The sequence below is a fragment of the Sphingobium algorifonticola genome (assembly GCF_004005485.1).
Classification (GTDB): Bacteria; Pseudomonadota; Alphaproteobacteria; order Sphingomonadales; family Sphingomonadaceae; genus Sphingobium; species Sphingobium algorifonticola.
Genome location: NZ_RZUL01000002.1, coordinates 22,058 through 39,800, shown reverse-complemented (window position 1 = coordinate 39,800; position 17,743 = coordinate 22,058). Strand labels below are relative to the sequence as shown.

17 protein-coding genes and 1 tRNA gene are annotated in these 17,743 nt (G+C 62.2%); 14 read left to right on the top strand and 4 right to left on the bottom strand.

The annotated features are described in order from the left end of the window. Positions 1-199 precede the first annotated feature (199 nt). A complete protein-coding gene (locus tag ENE74_RS05255) occupies positions 200-1,006 on the top strand; it encodes a hypothetical protein (protein WP_127689626.1) in 807 nt (268 codons plus the stop codon). A 269-nt stretch (positions 1,007-1,275) separates the two neighbouring features. Beyond that, positions 1,276-2,607 carry a dicarboxylate/amino acid:cation symporter gene (locus ENE74_RS05250; protein ID WP_127689625.1) on the top strand — a complete coding sequence of 444 codons (1,332 nt, stop codon included), beginning with the start codon at positions 1,276-1,278 and terminating at the stop codon, positions 2,605-2,607. 143 nt (positions 2,608-2,750) lie between these two features. Here the strand turns inward: ENE74_RS05250 and dnaN are convergent, their stop codons facing one another. Then, complete coding sequence (gene dnaN / locus ENE74_RS05245; RefSeq protein WP_127689624.1) at positions 2,751-3,863, bottom strand: DNA polymerase III subunit beta; 1,113 nt, start codon at positions 3,861-3,863, stop codon at positions 2,751-2,753. 153 nt (positions 3,864-4,016) lie between these two features. Between dnaN and ENE74_RS05240 the strand changes: the two genes are divergently transcribed. The 7 genes from ENE74_RS05240 to ENE74_RS05210 all read left to right on the top strand — a co-directional run bounded on the left by ENE74_RS05240 (position 4,017) and on the right by ENE74_RS05210 (position 10,445). Continuing rightward, entirely contained in the window at positions 4,017-4,517 is a 501-nt protein-coding gene (locus ENE74_RS05240) for a hypothetical protein (RefSeq protein WP_241241847.1), read from the top strand. Between the two features lie 130 nt (positions 4,518-4,647). Continuing rightward, complete coding sequence (locus ENE74_RS05235; protein WP_127689623.1) at positions 4,648-5,367, top strand: NYN domain-containing protein; 720 nt, start codon at positions 4,648-4,650, stop codon at positions 5,365-5,367. Next, on the top strand, positions 5,367-6,608 hold the full coding sequence (gene rlmN, locus ENE74_RS05230) for a dual-specificity RNA methyltransferase RlmN (protein ID WP_127689622.1): 1,242 nt from the start codon (positions 5,367-5,369) through the stop codon (positions 6,606-6,608). The genes ENE74_RS05235 and rlmN overlap by 1 nt, the downstream gene beginning before the upstream one ends. Before the next feature lie 226 nt (positions 6,609-6,834). Beyond that, positions 6,835-7,287: a hypothetical protein gene (locus ENE74_RS05225; RefSeq protein ID WP_241241846.1), complete on the top strand. Its 453-nt coding sequence runs from the start codon at positions 6,835-6,837 to the stop codon at positions 7,285-7,287. 395 nt (positions 7,288-7,682) lie between these two features. Beyond that, on the top strand, positions 7,683-8,420 hold the full coding sequence (locus ENE74_RS05220) for a cytochrome b/b6 domain-containing protein (protein ID WP_127689621.1): 738 nt from the start codon (positions 7,683-7,685) through the stop codon (positions 8,418-8,420). After that, positions 8,417-9,178: a molybdopterin-binding protein gene (locus ENE74_RS05215; RefSeq protein WP_127689620.1), complete on the top strand. Its 762-nt coding sequence runs from the start codon at positions 8,417-8,419 to the stop codon at positions 9,176-9,178. The genes ENE74_RS05220 and ENE74_RS05215 overlap by 4 nt, the downstream gene beginning before the upstream one ends. A gap of 31 nt (positions 9,179-9,209) precedes the next feature. Then, the gene (locus ENE74_RS05210) at positions 9,210-10,445 is read left to right on the top strand and encodes an SAM-dependent methyltransferase (RefSeq protein ID WP_127689619.1); all 1,236 of its coding nucleotides are present in this window, start codon (positions 9,210-9,212) and stop codon (positions 10,443-10,445) included. Between the two features lie 45 nt (positions 10,446-10,490). On the opposite strand, the gene typA is transcribed toward ENE74_RS05210, so the two are convergent. Beyond that, positions 10,491-12,308: a translational GTPase TypA gene (typA, locus tag ENE74_RS05205; RefSeq protein ID WP_127689618.1), complete on the bottom strand. Its 1,818-nt coding sequence runs from the start codon at positions 12,306-12,308 to the stop codon at positions 10,491-10,493. A 246-nt stretch (positions 12,309-12,554) separates the two neighbouring features. On the opposite strand from typA, the gene ENE74_RS05200 reads away from it, so the two are divergent. The 3 genes from ENE74_RS05200 (at position 12,555) to ENE74_RS18155 (ending at position 14,831) form a co-directional block, all read left to right on the top strand. After that, positions 12,555-13,769 (top strand): toxic anion resistance protein, encoded by a 1,215-nt coding sequence (locus tag ENE74_RS05200; RefSeq protein WP_127689617.1) that lies wholly within the window; start codon positions 12,555-12,557, stop codon positions 13,767-13,769. A 137-nt stretch (positions 13,770-13,906) separates the two neighbouring features. Beyond that, a complete protein-coding gene (locus ENE74_RS05195) occupies positions 13,907-14,647 on the top strand; it encodes a hypothetical protein (protein ID WP_127690535.1) in 741 nt (246 codons plus the stop codon). Between the two features lie 34 nt (positions 14,648-14,681). Beyond that, positions 14,682-14,831 (top strand): hypothetical protein, encoded by a 150-nt coding sequence (locus ENE74_RS18155; protein WP_164847383.1) that lies wholly within the window; start codon positions 14,682-14,684, stop codon positions 14,829-14,831. Between the two features lie 3 nt (positions 14,832-14,834). On the opposite strand, the gene ENE74_RS05190 is transcribed toward ENE74_RS18155, so the two are convergent. Continuing rightward, the gene (locus ENE74_RS05190; protein ID WP_127689616.1) at positions 14,835-15,536 is read right to left on the bottom strand and encodes an NnrU family protein; all 702 of its coding nucleotides are present in this window, start codon (positions 15,534-15,536) and stop codon (positions 14,835-14,837) included. Positions 15,537-15,615: 79 nt separating this feature from the next. Beyond that, positions 15,616-15,689, bottom strand: a tRNA-Gln gene (locus ENE74_RS05185). A gap of 201 nt (positions 15,690-15,890) precedes the next feature. On the opposite strand from ENE74_RS05185, the gene ENE74_RS05180 reads away from it, so the two are divergent. Both ENE74_RS05180 and ENE74_RS05175 read left to right on the top strand, forming a co-directional pair. Then, positions 15,891-17,039 (top strand): Ppx/GppA phosphatase family protein, encoded by a 1,149-nt coding sequence (locus ENE74_RS05180; protein ID WP_127689615.1) that lies wholly within the window; start codon positions 15,891-15,893, stop codon positions 17,037-17,039. After that, a complete protein-coding gene (locus ENE74_RS05175) occupies positions 17,036-17,719 on the top strand; it encodes an RlmE family RNA methyltransferase (protein WP_127689614.1) in 684 nt (227 codons plus the stop codon). Before ENE74_RS05180 ends, ENE74_RS05175 begins: the two co-directional genes overlap by 4 nt. The last annotated feature ends 24 nt before the right edge of the window (positions 17,720-17,743 follow it).

Genomic DNA, 17,743 nt, shown 5'->3' with positions numbered 1-17,743 from the left:
CACCCCTCACCTTGATCGTCACCCCAGCGAAGGCTGGGGCCTCAAGCGAAGGCGCGCCATCGCCTGGGATGCCAGCCTTCGCTGGCATGACGAGGATAGGGAATAGCGGCAGGCGACCAACGCCAGACCATCAGTAGTAGAACTGCGCTACTGCGATGCGACAGTTCTATTCACAGTATAAGTCCGCTAGAACGGTGTCATGGTATCGAACACCAAAAGCGATCGAGTGACGATAGGTCCACTCCCACTGACAACCACGTTGCAAGCACTCCTTGACGAGGAGCATCACCGCACCACGGGTGCACAGGAGCGCCTAGGTACGATTGTACCTATCGCCCAGCAGGGGCTTGCCATTCTAAACACATCAGTTGTCAGTGTGGCTGCCAACAATGGTGTTATGGCAGCGTTCATGTTGGCGATCCAGAAGAGCGTGACGCTCGCATTCCTATCTTATATTCGGGCGCATACTGCGCAAGCAGAATTCAATTGCAGGCAGGCCATCGAGTTCACGGCTCTTGCGGCCTATGTGCTTGCAAACCCGGCAGTGGAACTTCTCGATTATAGTGAACCTAACAATCCGATATTTGTATCGGCCCAGAAGCTGCGTGAGAAAGCATATAAGTGGCTTAAGGCACAAGAGCCGGAACTGAACCGTTTACTAAAGGACTTCAAAGACAGCATTAATGACAGCACTGCTCACGCCAGCATCTATGTCACGCATCTGACTGTTGAGATCGATAGCCTGACCGACAATAGCGATGTGTTCATGGGATCGTTCTTCGATAATCTTGGCCTCAACGAGAGCCGAGCATTCCTCATGAGCTTCTGCCGACTGGTTGTCCTGATTGTGGAAACAATGCGGCGCGCGAACGAGATTTCTAATGGCATCGGCATGAAGGAAGGACTGGAGCAGGAAATTTATCTGTATGCTAGCATCGTCGATGGATACCGAGAGGCATTAGGAGAAGCTATGCGTCGTGACAAAGAAGCCGCATCACCAGTTTAGGGTCAGCGCGGTAGGATATACTTCACTGCTTATGTCCGGAAAAAACGACATCACGCTCTCTGCCCAACCTTCATCCCCGCTTTCCACTTCCCCACACCCATTTTCCCAAACCCAGCTTTTTTGCGGTTTTCAACGGCGCAACTTCCGCAACTTCGTGACCTTCCGATACACCCCCACCACCTCACGTTGCGGCATCCGCTCCGACTTGATAGCAAGGATGCAACAGCATCGGGGCCGTCCCCCCGCAATTCCATAATCCGGGAGCCAGCATGGCCAAGCGCCTTACGTCCATCATCCTCATCGCCATGGTCCTGGGCGTCGTCGTCGGGTACATCACCAACCAGCTTGTCGGGGCGGACAAGGCGCAGGCGAAGGATATCGCGGGATACTTCCATCTGCTCGCCGACATCTTCCTGCACCTTATCAAGATGATCATCGCGCCTCTGGTGTTCGCGACATTGGTGTCCGGCATCGCGCATATGGGGGACAGCGCGGCGCTGGGGCGGATCGGCGGGCGGGCATTGCTGTGGTTCATCACCGCCAGCCTGATCTCGCTCAGCCTCGGCCTCGTCTTCGTCAATTTCTTCGAGCCGGGCGTCGGCCTCGATCTCGTCCGCAGCGGCGCGGATTCGGGGGTGGACACCAAGGCGCTCAACTTCCGCGATTTCGTGCTGCACATCTTCCCGACATCGATGGTCGAGGCGATGGCGAGCAACGCCATTCTCCAGATCGTCGTATTCTCGCTGTTCGTCGGCGTGGCGCTGACCGCGATCGGGGAACGGGGCAAGCCGATCGTCGCGGTGGTCGAGGCGCTGGTCGATCTGATGCTGCAGATCACCGGCTATGTCATGAAAGTCGCCCCGCTCGCGGTGTTCGGCGCGATCGCGTCGGTCGTGACGGTGCAGGGGCTGGGCGTCCTCGTCACCTTCGGCCAGTTGATCGGCGAGTTTTACCTGGGGCTGGCGACGCTGTGGCTGATCCTGGGCTTTGCGGGCTTCCTCGTGCTGGGCAAGCGTATCTTCCGCCTTGCCCGCTACATCCGCGAGCCGCTGCTGATCGCTTATTCCACGGCCTCATCGGAAGCCGCCTATCCCAAGCTGCTCGAACAGCTCGACCGCTTCGGCGTGCCGCGCCGCATATCCAGCTTCGTGCTGCCTTTGGGCTACAGCTTCAACCTAGACGGGTCGATGATGTACGCGGCCTTCGCCACCGTGTTCATCGCGCAGGCCTATGGCATCGACTTGCCGATGAGCACGCAGATCACGATCCTGCTGGTGCTGATGATTACCAGCAAGGGGATCGCCGCCGTGCCCCGCGCCTCGCTGGTGGTCGTCGCCGCGACGCTGGCGCAGTTCGACTTGCCGGTGGAAGGCGTCGCCTTCATCCTCGCGATCGACCAGTTCCTCGACATGGGCCGCACCGCGACCAATGTGGTCGGCAATGCCGTCGCCACCGCCGTCGTCACCAAATGGGAAGGGATGCTGGAAGTCGAGGAACCCGACTATGTCGAGCCGCCCCATGCGCCCGCGCATACGGCGGCGGCTGGGGCGGCGGGCCTCGATCTGGCAGCGGATATGGTGGAGGACGGGCGGAAGGGGTGAGGGGAAGACGCAATCCACAAAGCCCGTTCGCCCCGAGCTTGTCGAAGGGTGAGGCTGAGCCGCGGGCGAAGCGCCTTCACTGCGTTCAGGGTGCCCTTCGACAAGCTCAGGGCGAACGGCGATGTTGAGATTGCGCTTGAGAATCACACCCGCATCGGCATCAGCACGTAGAGCGCCGCGCTCTTGTCATTCTCGCGGATCAGCGTGGGCGCTGCGGCATCGGCGAGATGCAGTTCCACCACATCGCCGTCGATCTGCCCCAATATGTCGAGCAAATAGCGCGCGTTGAACCCAATCTCCATCCCCTCCGACACATAATCGGCCGACACTTCTTCCGCCGCCGTGCCGTTTTCCGGGCTGGTGACGGACAAGGTGATCTTGTCGCGATCGACCGACATCTTGACAGCGCGGGTCTTTTCGGTGGCGATGGTCGCGACGCGATCCACCCCTTCCTCGAACCCGCGGGGATCGATCTTGAGCAGCTTGTCATTGCCAGTCGGGATGACACGGCTGTAATCCGGGAAAGTGCCGTCGATCAGCTTGCTGGTCAGGATCGCATTGCCGATGCCGAAGCGGATCTTGCCTGCGGACAGTGACACCGCGACGCTGCCGTCCACTTCGTCGAGCAGCTTGCGCAGTTCGCCGATGCATTTGCGCGGCACGATGATGTCCGGCATGCCTTCCGCGCCATCGGGCCGCGCCACGGTGACGCGCGCGAGGCGATGGCCGTCAGTCGCCGCTGCCTTCAGCACAGGCTGCGGATCGTCCGACACGTGCAGGAAGATGCCATTGAGATAGTAACGCGTTTCCTCCGTCGAAATCGCAAAGCGCGTCTTGTCGATGATCTGCTTCAGCGTTTCGGCAGGCAGTTCGAAGCTGGTCGGCAGATCGCCTTCGGCAATCACCGGGAAATCGTCACGCGGCAAGGTGGAGAGGTTGAACTTCGCCCGGCCCGCCTGGATCAGCATCTTGCCTTCGGCGGCCTGCAAAGACACCTGGCTGCCTTCGGGCAGCTTGCGCGCAATGTCGAACAGCGTATGCGCCGAAATGGTGGTCGCGCCCGCCGTCTCCACCTGCGCCTGGATGATTTCCACGATCTGAAGGTCAAGGTCGGTCGCCATCAGCTTGATTGCGCCGTCGGCGGTTGCCTCAATCAGCACATTGGATAGGATGGGAATGGTGTTGCGCCGCTCCACCACCGACTGGACATGGCCCAGGCTCTTGAGGAGGGTCGCGCGTTCGATGGTGGCCTTCATTCCCTGGTCCCGCTTCTATTCTGCTTGCCTGTCTGGATGTCCGCCCGAGTCCGGCCGGTCGGGCAAGATGCCTTCCCTTCATTAACAACAATGCAACAGGGGGCAAGCGGTCCCGCTTGCAAAAAAGCGGCGGTTGGGCTTTGCGTTGGCGCCATGCAATCCCTGCCCTTTTTGCGTCTCGCCTTGTTGCCGTTGAGCCTGATGGCGGTCGATAGCGCACAGGGGCGCGATTCGCTGGGCATCTTCGAAAGCTGGGGGGCCTTCGTCGATCCGTCGGTGCCGCGCTGCTATGCGATTGCGCAGCCGGTGCAGCGCGGGCGGCGCGCCACATGGCAGCCTTTCGCATCGGTCGGGTCCTGGCCGAAAGCCAATGTCCGCAACCAGGTGCATATCCGCCTCAGCCAGGCACGACGGCCGGAGGCGGCCGTGACGTTGAGCATCGGCGATCGGCGTTTTGCCCTTGCGGCGGGGACGGCCGACGCCTGGGCACCCGACCGGCAGGGCGATGCCGCGATTGTCGCCGCGATGCGATCAGCCACCAGCATGAGCGTCCAGACAGTGGACGCCGGCGGCCGCGCTTTCGCCGATGTTTACGCCCTGCGCGGCGCGGCAACGGCGATCGACGCGGCGGCACTGGGCTGCGCACGGCGCTGAAATCTTGACTTTCATGTGGCAATCTGCCACATCATGAGCATTCCGTCCCCGGCATGCCGTCTTGAGGCGCTCGCAAGAGCAGATATCAACTCAAGGCCGCTCCCGGGGACAATTTTTAAGCGAAGCATAAATGTCTACCGCGATCGTTGTCGATGGTGCCTTTTTTCTTAGGCGCTTTCGATCCAGCTTCCCCAGTTTGGATTCCAATGATCCCAAAGATATTGCTTGGGGTCTGACCTATTTGGCTGGTTGGCATATTGCGCTCAAACGCCGCGCCGAACTGCCGGATGAGACGTTGGAGCCAAATACGTTTCGGCCTCAAGAGACAAGCCATCTATATCGTGTATTCTTTTATGACTGCGCACCCCTGACTAAGAAGGTGCACAGGCCGGTATCAAAGCGGTCGTTGGATCTTTCGAAAACCGAGACTGCGCTATTTCGAATTGCCGTCCACGAACATCTCAAAACTGTTCGGAAAGTCGCACTACGGCTCGGTCGTCTCAACGATGATTTTATCTGGCGACCAAAGCCAGAGGCCATGAAGAAGTGGCTGCTCGATACGGCGAACTTTGTGCCTGACGATACCGACTTTGAATTGGATGTGGTCCAAAAGGGTGTCGATATGCGACTTGGGCTTGATGTCGCCTCCATGGCATTCAAAAGACAGGTCGATCAGATCATATTGGTCGCTGCTGACGCCGATTTCGTTCCAGCGGTCAAGCTTGCGCGCCGAGAGGGCATCGACGTTGTCCTTGATACGATGGGCGGCCATGCAGCCCATGATCTTGTGTCGCATGTCGATGGCGTTCGAAACTGCCGCTTCGCTGGACAAAAGAAAGAAGCTGAGTGATGCAAATACCCGGACATATCGATCCGGTGCCCGTTCCGCGCACCGTGACACCCCGTGCCGACGGCCGTGTCGATCTGCTTGGTCTCAACAAGATGCAGATTCAGGGCGCGCTGATGGAATCGCAGCTTGACGTGAAACAGGCGAAGCTGCGCGCAAAGCAGCTGTTCCACTGGATCTATCATCGCGGCGAAACCGACTTTGCGATGATGACCGATCTTGCCAAGCCGATGCGGCTGTGGATGGCGGATCGCTTCGTCATCGGTCGTCCGCAGGTTGTCGAGGCGCAGCTATCCAGCGATGGCACGCGCAAATGGCTGCTGCGGTCCGACGACGGGCAGGATTATGAGATGGTCTTCATCCCCGATGCCGACCGGGGCACCCTGTGCGTGTCGAGCCAGGTCGGCTGCACGCTGAACTGCCGCTTCTGCTACACCGGCACGATGCGCCTTGTCCGCAACCTGACGCCCGGAGAGATCGTCGGCCAGGTGATGCTGGCCCGCGATGCGCTGGGCGAATGGCCCAAGGGGAATATGGCAGCCGCGGTGGACGACGAGGATGAGGACGACGACGCCCCGCTCTACACCACCGACGGGCGGATGCTGACCAACATCGTGATGATGGGCATGGGCGAGCCGCTGTACAATTTCGATAATGTGCGCGATGCCCTGAAAGTCGTGATGGATGGCGATGGCCTGGCGCTGTCGAAGCGGCGCATCACTCTGTCGACCAGTGGCGTGGTGCCCATGATGAAGCGCGCGGCGGAGGAAATCGGCGTCAATCTGGCCGTGTCGCTGCATGGCGTCACCAAGGAAGTGCGCGACGAGATCGTGCCGATCAATCGCAAATATGGCATCGAGGAACTGCTCCAGGCGTGCGCCGATTATCCCAAGGCGAACAATGCGCGCCGCATAACCTTCGAATATGTGATGCTGAAGGACAAGAATGACAGCGACGCGGATGCGCGGGAACTTGTGCGCCTCATCAAGCACTACAAACTGCCCGCGAAGGTCAACCTCATTCCTTTCAACCCCTGGCCCGGCGCGCTGTACGAATGCTCGTCGCCGGAACGGATCAGGGCGTTCAGCAACCTGATCTTCGCCGCAGGCATTTCCGCACCGATCCGCACCCCGCGCGGACGCGACATCATGGCGGCCTGCGGCCAGCTCAAGTCGGCATCGGAAAAGAAGAGCCGGGCCGAACTGGATCGGCTGGCGGAGGAAAAGCAGGCGGCGCTGGGCTGAGCTTGCGATACGGCAGCCTCTGGTTTAGAATGCCGCGCATGATCCGCGACCACATCCTGAGCGCAATGCAAAATACCCGTCATCCGGCGGGGCATTGCGCTTGGCATGACGGTAGATGGCGAAGCTGAAGGCTTCAGGCATTACGGATCATGACCACCAGCACCCCGCCGTTCCGGCGGGGTTTTTGTTTGCGCGTCGCCGGGCGGTACAGAAGAAAGGATGTCCCATGACAAAAACGGACAATTTCATTCCCTATCCCGACGAACCTGCAATCATCGCGATCGGCAGCAGCTTTGCGGACAGGAGCCTGCCGAAGGCGCAGTGGACGCATGCCGCGCATTTCGCCGCGTGCCTGTGGCTGCTGCGATGCCGCCCCGATGTGGTTGCGGAACGGGACATGCCGGACATGATCCGCGCATACAATGTCGCAACCGGTGGCGTGAACAGCGCAACCGCAGGCTATCACGAGACGATCACACAGGCATCGATCCGGGCGGCACGAGCGGCGCTGCGCGATGCGGCGCCCGATACGCCGCTGCATTACGTGCACGAGGCGCTCATGACCGGCGCGTGCGGCCACAAGGACTGGCTGCTTGCCTATTGGACATCGGCTGCCCTGATGAGCAGCGCAGCACGCATTGCTTGGGTGGAGCCGGATATTGCACCGCTACCCTATTGAAAAGGCGTATTCCGTAACGCGATTGCAATCTTTGCATCTGCAAAATCATCGTTCGCACTTGCAGCAGACACCGCAGTCATACATATCAGAGGTGCCTTTCAGGCATCCTCTCCTAAAACTTTTCGGGCTGATCTTCGGATCAGCCCTTTTTTTTCGCCGCATTATCCTCTATCGGCCTCTTGCTGCTGTCGCGCCGAATAACATAATTTGGAGCGGTGCCGCCGGTCAGACCGGCAAGGCGAGGCTGTGGCATGGGGGATCGAGCCTTTGGCGCGCATGGCTCTCCCCCATCCTTCCCCCACATGCATCCGATTATTTTTGGCTGGCCTGTAACCCGCGCAAGCGGCATTGCGTAGGCAAAGCAGCACCGATGCGCGTGCGACGGGGACCAGCCGATGACAGCGGAACGATCGACCGACGACAGGCCTGCGGGCGGCACGCTGGTGAAACGGCATCGCTTGTCGACCCGGCTGTGGCACTGGACCAATGTCGTCACTGTCGCGACATTGTTCACCAGCGGCCTTGGCATCTTCAACGCACATCCGCGGCTCTACTGGGGCCACTTCGGGGCCAATGCCGACACGCCATGGCTCGAACTGTCGCGCTTTCCCGGCTGGATCACCTTGCCCGGCAGTTACAGCCTTGCCATGTCGCGGCACTGGCATCTGACGTTCGCGCTGATTTTCGCGTTCGCGATCCTGTTCTACATGCTCTGGAGCCTTGTGAACCGGCATGTCAGCCGCGATCTGGCCTTTCGCCGGGAGGAGCTATCGCCCGGTCATATATGGGCCGACATCAAGGATCATGCCCGGCTGCGCTTTCCGACGGGCGCAGCGGCGCTGCGCTACAATATTCTTCAGAAGGCCAGCTACGTCGGGGTCATCTTCGTGCTGATCCCCGGCCTTATCCTGAGCGGGCTGACCATGTCACCGGGCATGAATGCCGCATGGCCATGGCTGGTGGACCTGTTCGGCGGACGGCAGTCGGCACGGTCTATCCACTTCATCCTCGCCTTCGCGACGGTCGGCTTTTTCCTCGTTCATATCCTGATGGTGGTGCTGGCCGGCCCGTTCAACGAAATACGGTCGATGGTGACGGGCTGGTATCGCCTGCCGAAGGAGCGCGGACAATGACCGCGATGACGCGCCGGTCGCTGCTGACCGGGATCGCCGCAACGGCGGGCGGCTTGCTGACAGGGTGCGACCAGCTCGCCAGGAACGAAAGCTTTCGCGAGGCGCTGTTTAGCGCGGACAATGTCCACCGCTGGACCCAGCGGGCGCTGACCGACCGCAACGCGCTGGCGCGGGAGTTTCGCCCCGATCAGATCTCGCCCTATTTCCGGCCCAATGGCGTTCGCAACCCAGGAACGCCGGAATATGCCGCGATGTCCGCCGACAATTTCGCCGCCTGGCGATTGCAGGTGACCGGCCTTGTCAACCGCCCGCTTTCCCTGTCGCTGCCGCAGATCCAGGCGCTGCCGCATCGCGAGCAGATCACCCGGCATGATTGTGTGGAAGGGTGGAGCGCGATCGGCAAATGGCGCGGGGTGCCACTGCGCACGATCCTCGACGGCGCCGACCTCAAGACCAACGCCCGATATCTCGTATTCCGCTGCGCCGATACCAATGGTGGCGCGCGGCCTTATTATGAAAGCATCGATCTGGTCGATGCTTTCCACCCGCAAACGATCCTGGCCTTTGCGCTCAACGACCGTCCGCTGTTCGTCGCCAATGGCGCGCCGCTGCGGCTGCGAGTTGAGCGTCACCTGGGATACAAGCACGCGAAGTTCCTGACCGGCATAGAGGCCGTCGCCAGCCTGGAGAACATCCACGGCGGCAACGGTGGCTATTGGGAGGATGTCGCGGGTTATCAATGGTATGCGGGGATTTGACGCATTTGCCGCCTGCGCTTAACCTGCGCCCATGTGGTTGCTTGAGAGGCTACTCCCCCGGCTGATCCGCAAGGGTCGGCTGACCGTCGTCGCGCCGGACGGCAAGGCACGGACCTTTGGCGACGGCGACCCGCAATGGCCTTGCCTGACATTGCGGCTCCACGACGGCAAAGTGGCGGGCGAGATCGTCCGCGATCCGCGCCTCGGTCTCGGCGAAGCCTATATGGACGGACGGATCACCATCGAAGGCGGCGACATTCTCGATTTCGTCACCTTCATCCGCGCGAACCGTCCCTGGGAAAGCGGCGACTACGGGCTGAAGCGCAAGGGGGCGCTCTCAGGCATCGCAGGAGACATGATCGGGCGGATCAACCGCCTCAACCAGCGCGCCCGCTCCAAGGCCAATGTCGCGCATCATTACGACCTGTCCGACCGGCTCTACGACCTGTTCCTCGATGCCGACCGGCAATATAGCTGCGCCTACTGGACGGACCCTGCCAACAGCCTGGAGCAGGCGCAGACCGACAAGAAAGCGCATATCGCCGCGAAGCTGCACCTGTCACCGGGGCAGAAGGTGCTCGACATCGGCTGCGGCTGGGGCGGCATGGCGCTCTATCTCAACCGGATGTGCGATGTCGATGTGCTGGGCATCACTTTGTCCCAGGAACAGCTCAAGATCGCGCGGGAGCGAGCACAGGCAGCGGGCGTGGCGGAGCGGGTGCGCTTCGAACTGATCGACTATCGCGACGTTCAGGGACGGTTCGACCGGATCGTGTCGGTCGGCATGTTCGAACATGTCGGCCCCGCGCATTATCGGGAGTTCTTCCGCTGCTGCCACAATCTGCTGACCACCGACGGCGTGATGCTGCTCCACACCATCGGCCGGGTGGGGAAGCCGGGGACGACCGACGCGTGGACGCGCAAATATATCTTCCCCGGCGGCTACAGCCCGTCCTTAAGCGAAGTCGTCGCCGCGAGTGAACGCAACAAGCTGATGCTGACAGACGTGGAAGTGCTGCGGCTCCATTATGCCCACACGCTGCGGCAGTGGTACATGCGGGTGCAGGCACGGCAGGCGGAGATCGAGGCCCTGTACGACGCCCGCTTCTTTCGGATGTGGAGCTTTTACCTCGCTGGCGCGACCGCCGCGTTCGAAAGCGGCGGCATGGTCAATTTCCAGCTTCAATATGCGCGCAACCGTCACACGCTGCCCATCACGCGCGACTATATGGTGCAGGCGGAAAAGCACCTGCGCGACCTGGCCTGAACAAGGAAAAAGGCCCGGCAACTAATCGCCGGGCCTTCCAAAACGTCAGGCCGCAGCTTTGGCGCGCGACATGCGCTTGCGCTCGTTCGGGTCCAGATACCGCTTGCGCAGGCGGATCGACTTGGGCGTCACCTCGACCATTTCATCATCGTCGATATAGGCGATCGCCTGTTCCAGCGTCAGCTTCTTGGGTGGGCTGAGGCGCACGGCATCATCCTTGCCGCTGGCGCGGAAGTTGGTGAGCGCCTTGCTCTTCATGGGATTGACTTCGAGATCTTCGGGCTTGGCATTTTCGCCGACGATCATGCCTTCGTACAGCGCCTCGCCCACGCCGACCATCAGGACGCCGCGTTCTTCCAGCGGACCCAGCGCATAGGCATTGGCCTCACCTGCGCCGTTGGAGATCAGCACGCCGTTCTTGCGGCCTTCGATCTTCCCCTTGTGCGGCCCATATTTCTCGAACAGCCGGTTCATGATGCCCGTGCCGCGGGTGTCGGACAGAAACTCGCCATGATAGCCGATCAGACCGCGCGACGGCGCGGAGAAGGTGATGCGCGTCTTGCCACCGCCCGAAGGCCGCATGTCGGTCAGTTCCGCCTTGCGGATCGCCATCTTGTCGACAACGGTACCCGAATATTCGTCGTCCACGTCGATGACGACGGTTTCATAGGGTTCTTCCAGGCCGTTTTCGCCATCCTTGAAGAGCACGCGCGGGCGGCTGATGCCCAGCTCGAAGCCTTCGCGACGCATGGTTTCGATGAGGACGCCCAGTTGCAGTTCGCCACGTCCGGCGACTTCGAAACTGTCCTTGTCCTCGCTTTCGGTCACCTTGATCGCGACGTTGGATTCGGCTTCCCGCTCCAGCCGGTCGCGGATCATCCGGCTCGTCACCTTCGTCCCTTCGCGACCCGCCATCGGCGAATCGTTGACCGCAAAGCGCATGGAAAGCGTCGGCGGATCGATCGGCTGCGCCTGGATAGGCACCGTCACCGAGGTGTCGCAAATGGTGTTGGCCACGGTCGCCACGGCCAGCCCGGCCAGGCTGATGATATCGCCTGCGCGCGCTTCCTCGACCGGCACACGGTCAAGACCGCGGAACGACATGATCTTGGACGCGCGACCGGTCTCGATCACCTTGCCGTCCATGTCGAGCGCATGGATCGGCTGATTGACCTTGACGGTGCCCGAGGTCACGCGGCCGGTAAGGATGCGACCCAGGAAATTGTCGCGGTCGAGCAGCGTGACCAGGAAGGTGAATGGCGCATCCACATCCAGTGCGGGCGGCGGTACATGATCGACGATTTTCTGGAACATCGGCGTCAGCGTGCCGGACCGCGCCTGCGGATCCTCGCTCGCATAGCCGTTGCGCCCCGACGCGAACAGCACCGGAAAATCAAGCTGTTCGTCCGTCGCCTCAAGACTGACGAACAGATCGAACACCTCGTCCAGCACTTCCTGCGTCCGCTCGTCGGGCCGGTCGATCTTGTTGACGACGACGATCGGCTTGAGACCGAGCGCGAGCGCCTTGCCGGTCACGAATTTGGTCTGCGGCATCGCCCCTTCGGAACTGTCGACCAGCAGAATGACGCCATCGACCATCGAGAGAATGCGTTCTACCTCACCGCCGAAATCGGCGTGGCCCGGCGTGTCGACGATGTTGATCCGTGTCCCTTCCCACTCGATCGACGTCGGCTTGGCAAGGATCGTGATCCCGCGTTCCTTTTCCAGATCGTTGCTGTCCATCGCGCGTTCTTCGACGCGCTGGTTGTCGCGGAAGGTGCCCGACTGGCGGAAGAGCTGATCAACAAGGGTGGTCTTGCCATGATCGACGTGCGCGATGATGGCGATATTACGCAGGGACATGAGATGCCTTTGGGATAGTGGCCGGTCGGCACTGTGCCGTATCGGGTTTCGCGGGCCAATAACTGAAACTTCCCCATTTCGCAACTGCGGCGATACTGGCCCCTGCCCCGCTTCTGATACGGGCGCCGATTCTGGCCTGGCCTCTGTGGCGTTCCAGTTGGCTAAATCGCCCCGTGGCTCTATAGCATGCCACGCGCTCTTGCAGTGCCGGTGTTCTATACTAATATGACACCATGAGGAGATGACATGGCTTCCACCGCGACCGCGACGATCGACCCCGCTCTGACACTGACCGCGCCTGAACCGGTTGCGCCACTGGCACCCGAACGGGCGGCCGGCCTGGTGCCGATCGACGCCGAAAAGAAGTCGAAGCTGGAAGAAAAGGTCGATGCCTTCGTCGAGGATCTGGTGGCGCAGGACGCCAACAGTCCCGAATTCGGCATGCGCGTCGATCAGCTTACCAACATGGGCCGCAAGGAAATTGCGGAGGCGGCGGGCCACAGCAACCGCTTTCTGGACCGGCCCGTGCGCGCCATGGATTCGGACAATCAGGTCGGTGCCGATCTGGCCGAGTTGCGCCGCACGGTCGAGGATCTCGATCCGGGCAAGCGCGGCAACCTGACCGCGCCGCGCAAGCTTTTCGGCATCATCCCGTTTGGCAACAAGCTGCGCAACTATTTCGACGGCTACAAAAGCGCGCAGAGCCACATCAACGGCATTCTCGGCAGCCTCGCCAGCGGGAAGGACGTGCTGATCAAGGACAATGCGGCCATCGATGTGGAACGCCAGAACATGTGGGCGACCATGGGCAAGCTGGAGCAGATGATCCACATCAGCAAGACGATGGACGCGCGGCTGGAATCAAAGGCGCTGGAACTGGACGCAACCGACCCCGCCAAGGCCAAGGCGATCCGGGAGAGCGCGCTGTTCTACGTCCGTCAGCGCACGCAGGATCTGCTGACGCAGATGGCCGTGACGGTGCAAGGCTATCTGGCGCTTGACCTCGTCAAGAAGAACAATGTCGAGCTGGTCAAGGGCGTCGATCGCGCCAGCACGACGACCGTCGCGGCATTGCGTACGGCCGTGACCGTGGCGCAGGCGCTGATGGGCCAGAAACTCGTGCTGGAACAGATCACCGCGCTCAACACCACGACCGCAAACATGATCGATTCCACCGGCGAACTACTCAAGACCCAGACCGCGCAGATTCACGAACAGGCCGCATCCAGCACCATCCCGATCGAGACGCTGCAACGCGCCTTCCAGAATATTTACGACACGATGGACAATATCGACGCCTTCAAGCTCAAGGCACTGGAATCGATGAAAACAACCGTGACCACGCTGTCGAGCGAAGTGGAAAAGTCGAAAGGCTATATCGCCCGCGCCGAGGGGCAGGCACAGGCGCAGGCGAGCGGTGGCAGCGCGGCCAATCCGTTGCTGAGCGCAATCGAGGCTTGAGTGGGCATGACACCCCTGCTCCCGTTCGGGCTGAGCTTGTCGAAGCCTTCTGCTGAGCGCAGCGAACTTTGCTTCGCTTGCGCTCAGCAGCGCCCTTCGACTTCGCTCAGGGCGAACGGTTTATGGACGCTTCACAGATGAGCCGGTCCGACCAGATACTTGCCGATGCCGATGCTGTCCTGACCCGCACGTCAGACCGCTATCGCAGCCTGTCGGCGCGTACGCGACAGCGGCGCAATGCGGCGATGATGCGCAAGATAAAGCGCATTTCCGGCGCGATCCTGTCCATCCTGATCGGCGCGGCGGTAGTGGGCTGGTTCCTGCCATTGGGCGCGAACGGCATCATGATCGTGCTGGGGCTGATCCTGGCGGCGGTGCTGCTGTTCGGTCTGACCGGCGGCGAACAACGCGTGCAGGCCGAAAAGCTGGCCGAAACCGACATCAAGGCACTGCCGCTCCAGACGGAGATCTGGCTCGACAACCAGCGCAAGGCGTTACCCGCCCCGGCGGTCCAACTTGTCGACAGCATCGGTGTCAAGCTGGAAACGCTGGCACCGCAGCTTGCAACGCTCAATCCGCAGGAGCCGGCAGCGCTGGAAGTCCGCCGCCTGCTGTCCGATCATCTGCCCGAACTTGTCACCGGCTATCAGGCTATCCCCGAACCGATGCGGCGGCAGGAACGCAATGGCCGCGTGCCCGAAAAGCAATTGATCGAAGGCCTTTCGGTGATCGAGAGCGAGATCGACCGGATGACCCAGCAACTGGCGTCCGGCAATCTGGACAGTCTGGCCACGCACAGCCGCTTCCTGGAGCTCAAATATCAGGAAGCCAAGCAACTGGGCGCGCCCCAGAGCCTTGCAGAGCCGGGGCCGTCCTGACCCGCCACAGTCCGCGCCGCTTCAGGATCGTCGCGTGATCCACCTGACGCTGATCCTCGTCGATCTGCTCACCGGCCTGATCGAGGCCGGAGGCTGGGCACTGCTGACCGTGGGCGGCATCATCGCCGGGGCGCTGGCGCTGCTGTGGGCCGCTGCGGGGCTGATCCGCAGAAAGGGTAACTGAGCGTCAGCCGAGCCAGCGCCATATCCCTGCGGCGACCCCGGCCAGCGGCATATGCGCCCAGCTTGCCGCCAGCCACAGCGCCGTCCCGCCTGCGATAGCCGGGACACCGGGCCAGAGCGAGGCCGCCGAAACCCGCCCGGCGGTGAAGGCCGCCAGAGGCACGAAACTCGTCCTGCGCATCCATTCAGGCCAGAACCCGGGCAGCGTCCGCACCTTCTTGCGATCCTGCAAAGCAGCCCCGACCAGCGCCAGCACGAGAATGGCCGCGGTGACGACGAGATTGGCGGCGAGAGGAAACACCAGCATATGCGCGATTGCCCACAAGGCGAAGCTCCACATCATCGGATGGCGGGTGATCGCGAATACGCCTGCGGGATGGGGCGGCGGCGCCTGCCCGACGCGCGGATCGGGGAAGGCGGGATTGCGGAACAGCGACCCGATCAGCAGCACACTCGCCAGCCACATGATAACGGTGACCAGCACCCACAGGCCATGGCCGACATCCCATAAGGGCACTGTTGCGGGCGCGGCGCTGTAGGCATGGACCATCCAGGCCATCGTGCCCAGCGCCACCACCGTGTAGACGCCCATGAACCCCTGCTCCCCCAGCCGCGTCACCAGCGGACGGCGCAAGGGGTGAGACAGCAGGAAATGCGTGCCGACAAAGGCCGCAGCGGCCATTGCAACGGATGTAAGAGCGGCCATGGTCCGGCATTTCCCTTGATATCTTCCGCGCCCGCATAGCACAGCCATGCCGCAAGACAGGAGAGAATATCCGAAAATCTGGATGCCCCGCGTGGATTCGAACCACGATTGGCGGAGTCAGAATCCGCTGTCTTACCATTAGACGACGGGGCATCGGGCCGTCGCGCGCGGGCAGCATTGCCCTGGGAACGGAGACGCGCAAATAGGCAGGTGACCTATCGCTGTCAATGGCCTGCCGCCCCGGCCTGCCGCCAGGCACCCAAACTTGCGCTTTTGCGGTTCTGCCCCTACTCTTGATGGCAAGTACCGGTGCCTGTCGCGGCGCACGGAAAACATAAGAGTGAGTATCCGGCCATGGCGCAGCACAGCCGCCCATCGCCGCAGCATCCGCCAAGCCCTGGCCAGTGGGGCGATGGCGCGCCTGCGGCTTCGCACCGTCCCGGCCCGTCGGCGACCGCCGCACCGTCCGGCACGCCCGTCAACGGTGCAGCCTTGCGGGTGTCGGCAGGCAGCCGCTGGCCCAGCCGCAAAAGCTATGCCGCGATCGATCTTGGCACCAACAATTGTCGCCTGCTGATCGCCAAGCCATCCGCCGACGGCTTCATCGTCGTCGATGCCTTTTCGCGGATCGTGCGGCTGGGCGAAGGGCTTGCCGCCAGCGGCCGGATCAGCGACGCCGCCATCGAGCGGGCGATCGCGGCGCTCGCCATCTGCGCCGACAAGCTGCGGCGACGCCATGTCACGCTGGCGCGTTCCGTCGCGACCGAAGCCTGTCGGCGGGCCAGCAACGGCCCTGCGTTCATCGAGCGAGTCTATCGCGAGACAGGGATCGCGCTCGACATCATTTCGGCGGAGGAGGAGGCGCGGCTGGCGGTGCTCGGCTGCCATGCGCTGCTGGAACCAGGCGAAGGCCCGGCCCTGATCTTCGACATCGGCGGCGGATCGACCGAACTGGTGCTGGTCGATACCGAAGGCCCCGCGCCACGCATATTGGACTGGCAAAGCGCGCCCTGGGGCGTGGTGTCCCTGACCGAATCCGAAACGGGGGACAGCGACGATCCGGCGGCGCGCGCCAACGCCTATGCGCGGATGCGCGGGCTGGTGCGCGACGCCTTTGCCGACTTTGCCACGCGTCTGCCCCGCCCTGCGGGATCGGTGCGCTTGCTGGGCACATCGGGCACCGTTACCACGCTGGCCAGCCTGCATCTCGAATTGCCGCGCTATGATCGCGCCGCGATCGACGGGCTGATCGTTCCGTCCGCTTCCATGCGGGCGATATCGGCACGGCTGGCGGGCATGGGGATCGCCGACCGGCGGCTGCTGCCCTGCATCGGCACCGAACGGGCCGATCTGGTGGTGGCGGGCTGCGCGATTCTGGAAAGCATTCTCGACATCTGGCCTGCTGAACGGCTGGGCGTTGCCGACCGCGGCATTCGCGAAGGCATATTGCGCGGCCTGATGGACCGCGACAGCGGCGGCCTGCCCGGAAAGACAGCGTCATGACCAGAGGCACCGGCGTCGGCCATATCCGCGTCAAGACCGCAAAGAAGCGCACCGCCCAGTCGACGCGCTGGCTGGAGCGGCAACTCAACGACCCCTATGTGCACAAGGCGCGGGCACAGGGATGGCGCAGCCGGGCGGCGTTCAAGCTGATCGAGCTGGACGAGAAGTTTCATTTCGTGCGGCAGGCGCGGCATGTCGTCGATCTGGGCGTTGCGCCCGGCGGCTGGGCGCAGGTCGTGCGCAAATTATCCCCGAAGGCGAAGGTGGTCGGCATCGACCTGCTGCCGACCGATGCGATCGAAGGCGTGACTTTGTTCCAGATGGACTTTCTCGACGAGAAAGCCGACGCCCTGCTGCGCGATGCCCTGGGCGATGCCCCCGATCTGGTGCTGTCGGACATGGCGGCGAACACCGTGGGCCATGCCCAGACCGACCATCTGCGCACCATGGGGCTGGTGGAAGCAGCCGTCTGGTTCGCGATCGGGACGCTGAAACCCGGCGGGACGTTCGTATCGAAGGTCTTCGCGGGCGGCACCGACCGTGATTTGCTGATCGTTCTCAAGAAGCATTTCACCAGCGTCAAACATGCCAAGCCGCCTGCCAGCCGCAAGGGATCGAGCGAATGGTATGTGGTCGCGCAGGGGTTCAAGGGTCCAGCGACGGCCCCTTCGGAGGGTTAAACGCCCGGTCGCTTGGCCGCGCCC

Excerpts from the sequence above, each read along its gene's own strand:
- ENE74_RS05255 (WP_127689626.1), top strand. The coding sequence starts at position 200 with ATGGTATCGAACACCAAAAGCGATCGAGTGACGATAGGTCCACTCCCA.
- ENE74_RS05250 (WP_127689625.1), top strand. The coding sequence starts at position 1,276 with ATGGCCAAGCGCCTTACGTCCATCATCCTCATCGCCATGGTCCTGGGC.
- dnaN (WP_127689624.1), bottom strand. The coding sequence starts at position 3,863 with ATGAAGGCCACCATCGAACGCGCGACCCTCCTCAAGAGCCTGGGCCAT.
- ENE74_RS05240 (WP_241241847.1), top strand. The coding sequence starts at position 4,017 with ATGCAATCCCTGCCCTTTTTGCGTCTCGCCTTGTTGCCGTTGAGCCTG.
- ENE74_RS05235 (WP_127689623.1), top strand. The coding sequence starts at position 4,648 with ATGTCTACCGCGATCGTTGTCGATGGTGCCTTTTTTCTTAGGCGCTTT.
- rlmN (WP_127689622.1), top strand. The coding sequence starts at position 5,367 with ATGCAAATACCCGGACATATCGATCCGGTGCCCGTTCCGCGCACCGTG.
- ENE74_RS05225 (WP_241241846.1), top strand. The coding sequence starts at position 6,835 with ATGACAAAAACGGACAATTTCATTCCCTATCCCGACGAACCTGCAATC.
- ENE74_RS05220 (WP_127689621.1), top strand. The coding sequence starts at position 7,683 with ATGACAGCGGAACGATCGACCGACGACAGGCCTGCGGGCGGCACGCTG.
- ENE74_RS05215 (WP_127689620.1), top strand. The coding sequence starts at position 8,417 with ATGACCGCGATGACGCGCCGGTCGCTGCTGACCGGGATCGCCGCAACG.
- ENE74_RS05210 (WP_127689619.1), top strand. The coding sequence starts at position 9,210 with ATGTGGTTGCTTGAGAGGCTACTCCCCCGGCTGATCCGCAAGGGTCGG.
- typA (WP_127689618.1), bottom strand. The coding sequence starts at position 12,308 with ATGTCCCTGCGTAATATCGCCATCATCGCGCACGTCGATCATGGCAAG.
- ENE74_RS05200 (WP_127689617.1), top strand. The coding sequence starts at position 12,555 with ATGGCTTCCACCGCGACCGCGACGATCGACCCCGCTCTGACACTGACC.
- ENE74_RS05195 (WP_127690535.1), top strand. The coding sequence starts at position 13,907 with ATGAGCCGGTCCGACCAGATACTTGCCGATGCCGATGCTGTCCTGACC.
- ENE74_RS05190 (WP_127689616.1), bottom strand. The coding sequence starts at position 15,536 with ATGGCCGCTCTTACATCCGTTGCAATGGCCGCTGCGGCCTTTGTCGGC.
- ENE74_RS05180 (WP_127689615.1), top strand. The coding sequence starts at position 15,891 with ATGGCGCAGCACAGCCGCCCATCGCCGCAGCATCCGCCAAGCCCTGGC.
- ENE74_RS05175 (WP_127689614.1), top strand. The coding sequence starts at position 17,036 with ATGACCAGAGGCACCGGCGTCGGCCATATCCGCGTCAAGACCGCAAAG.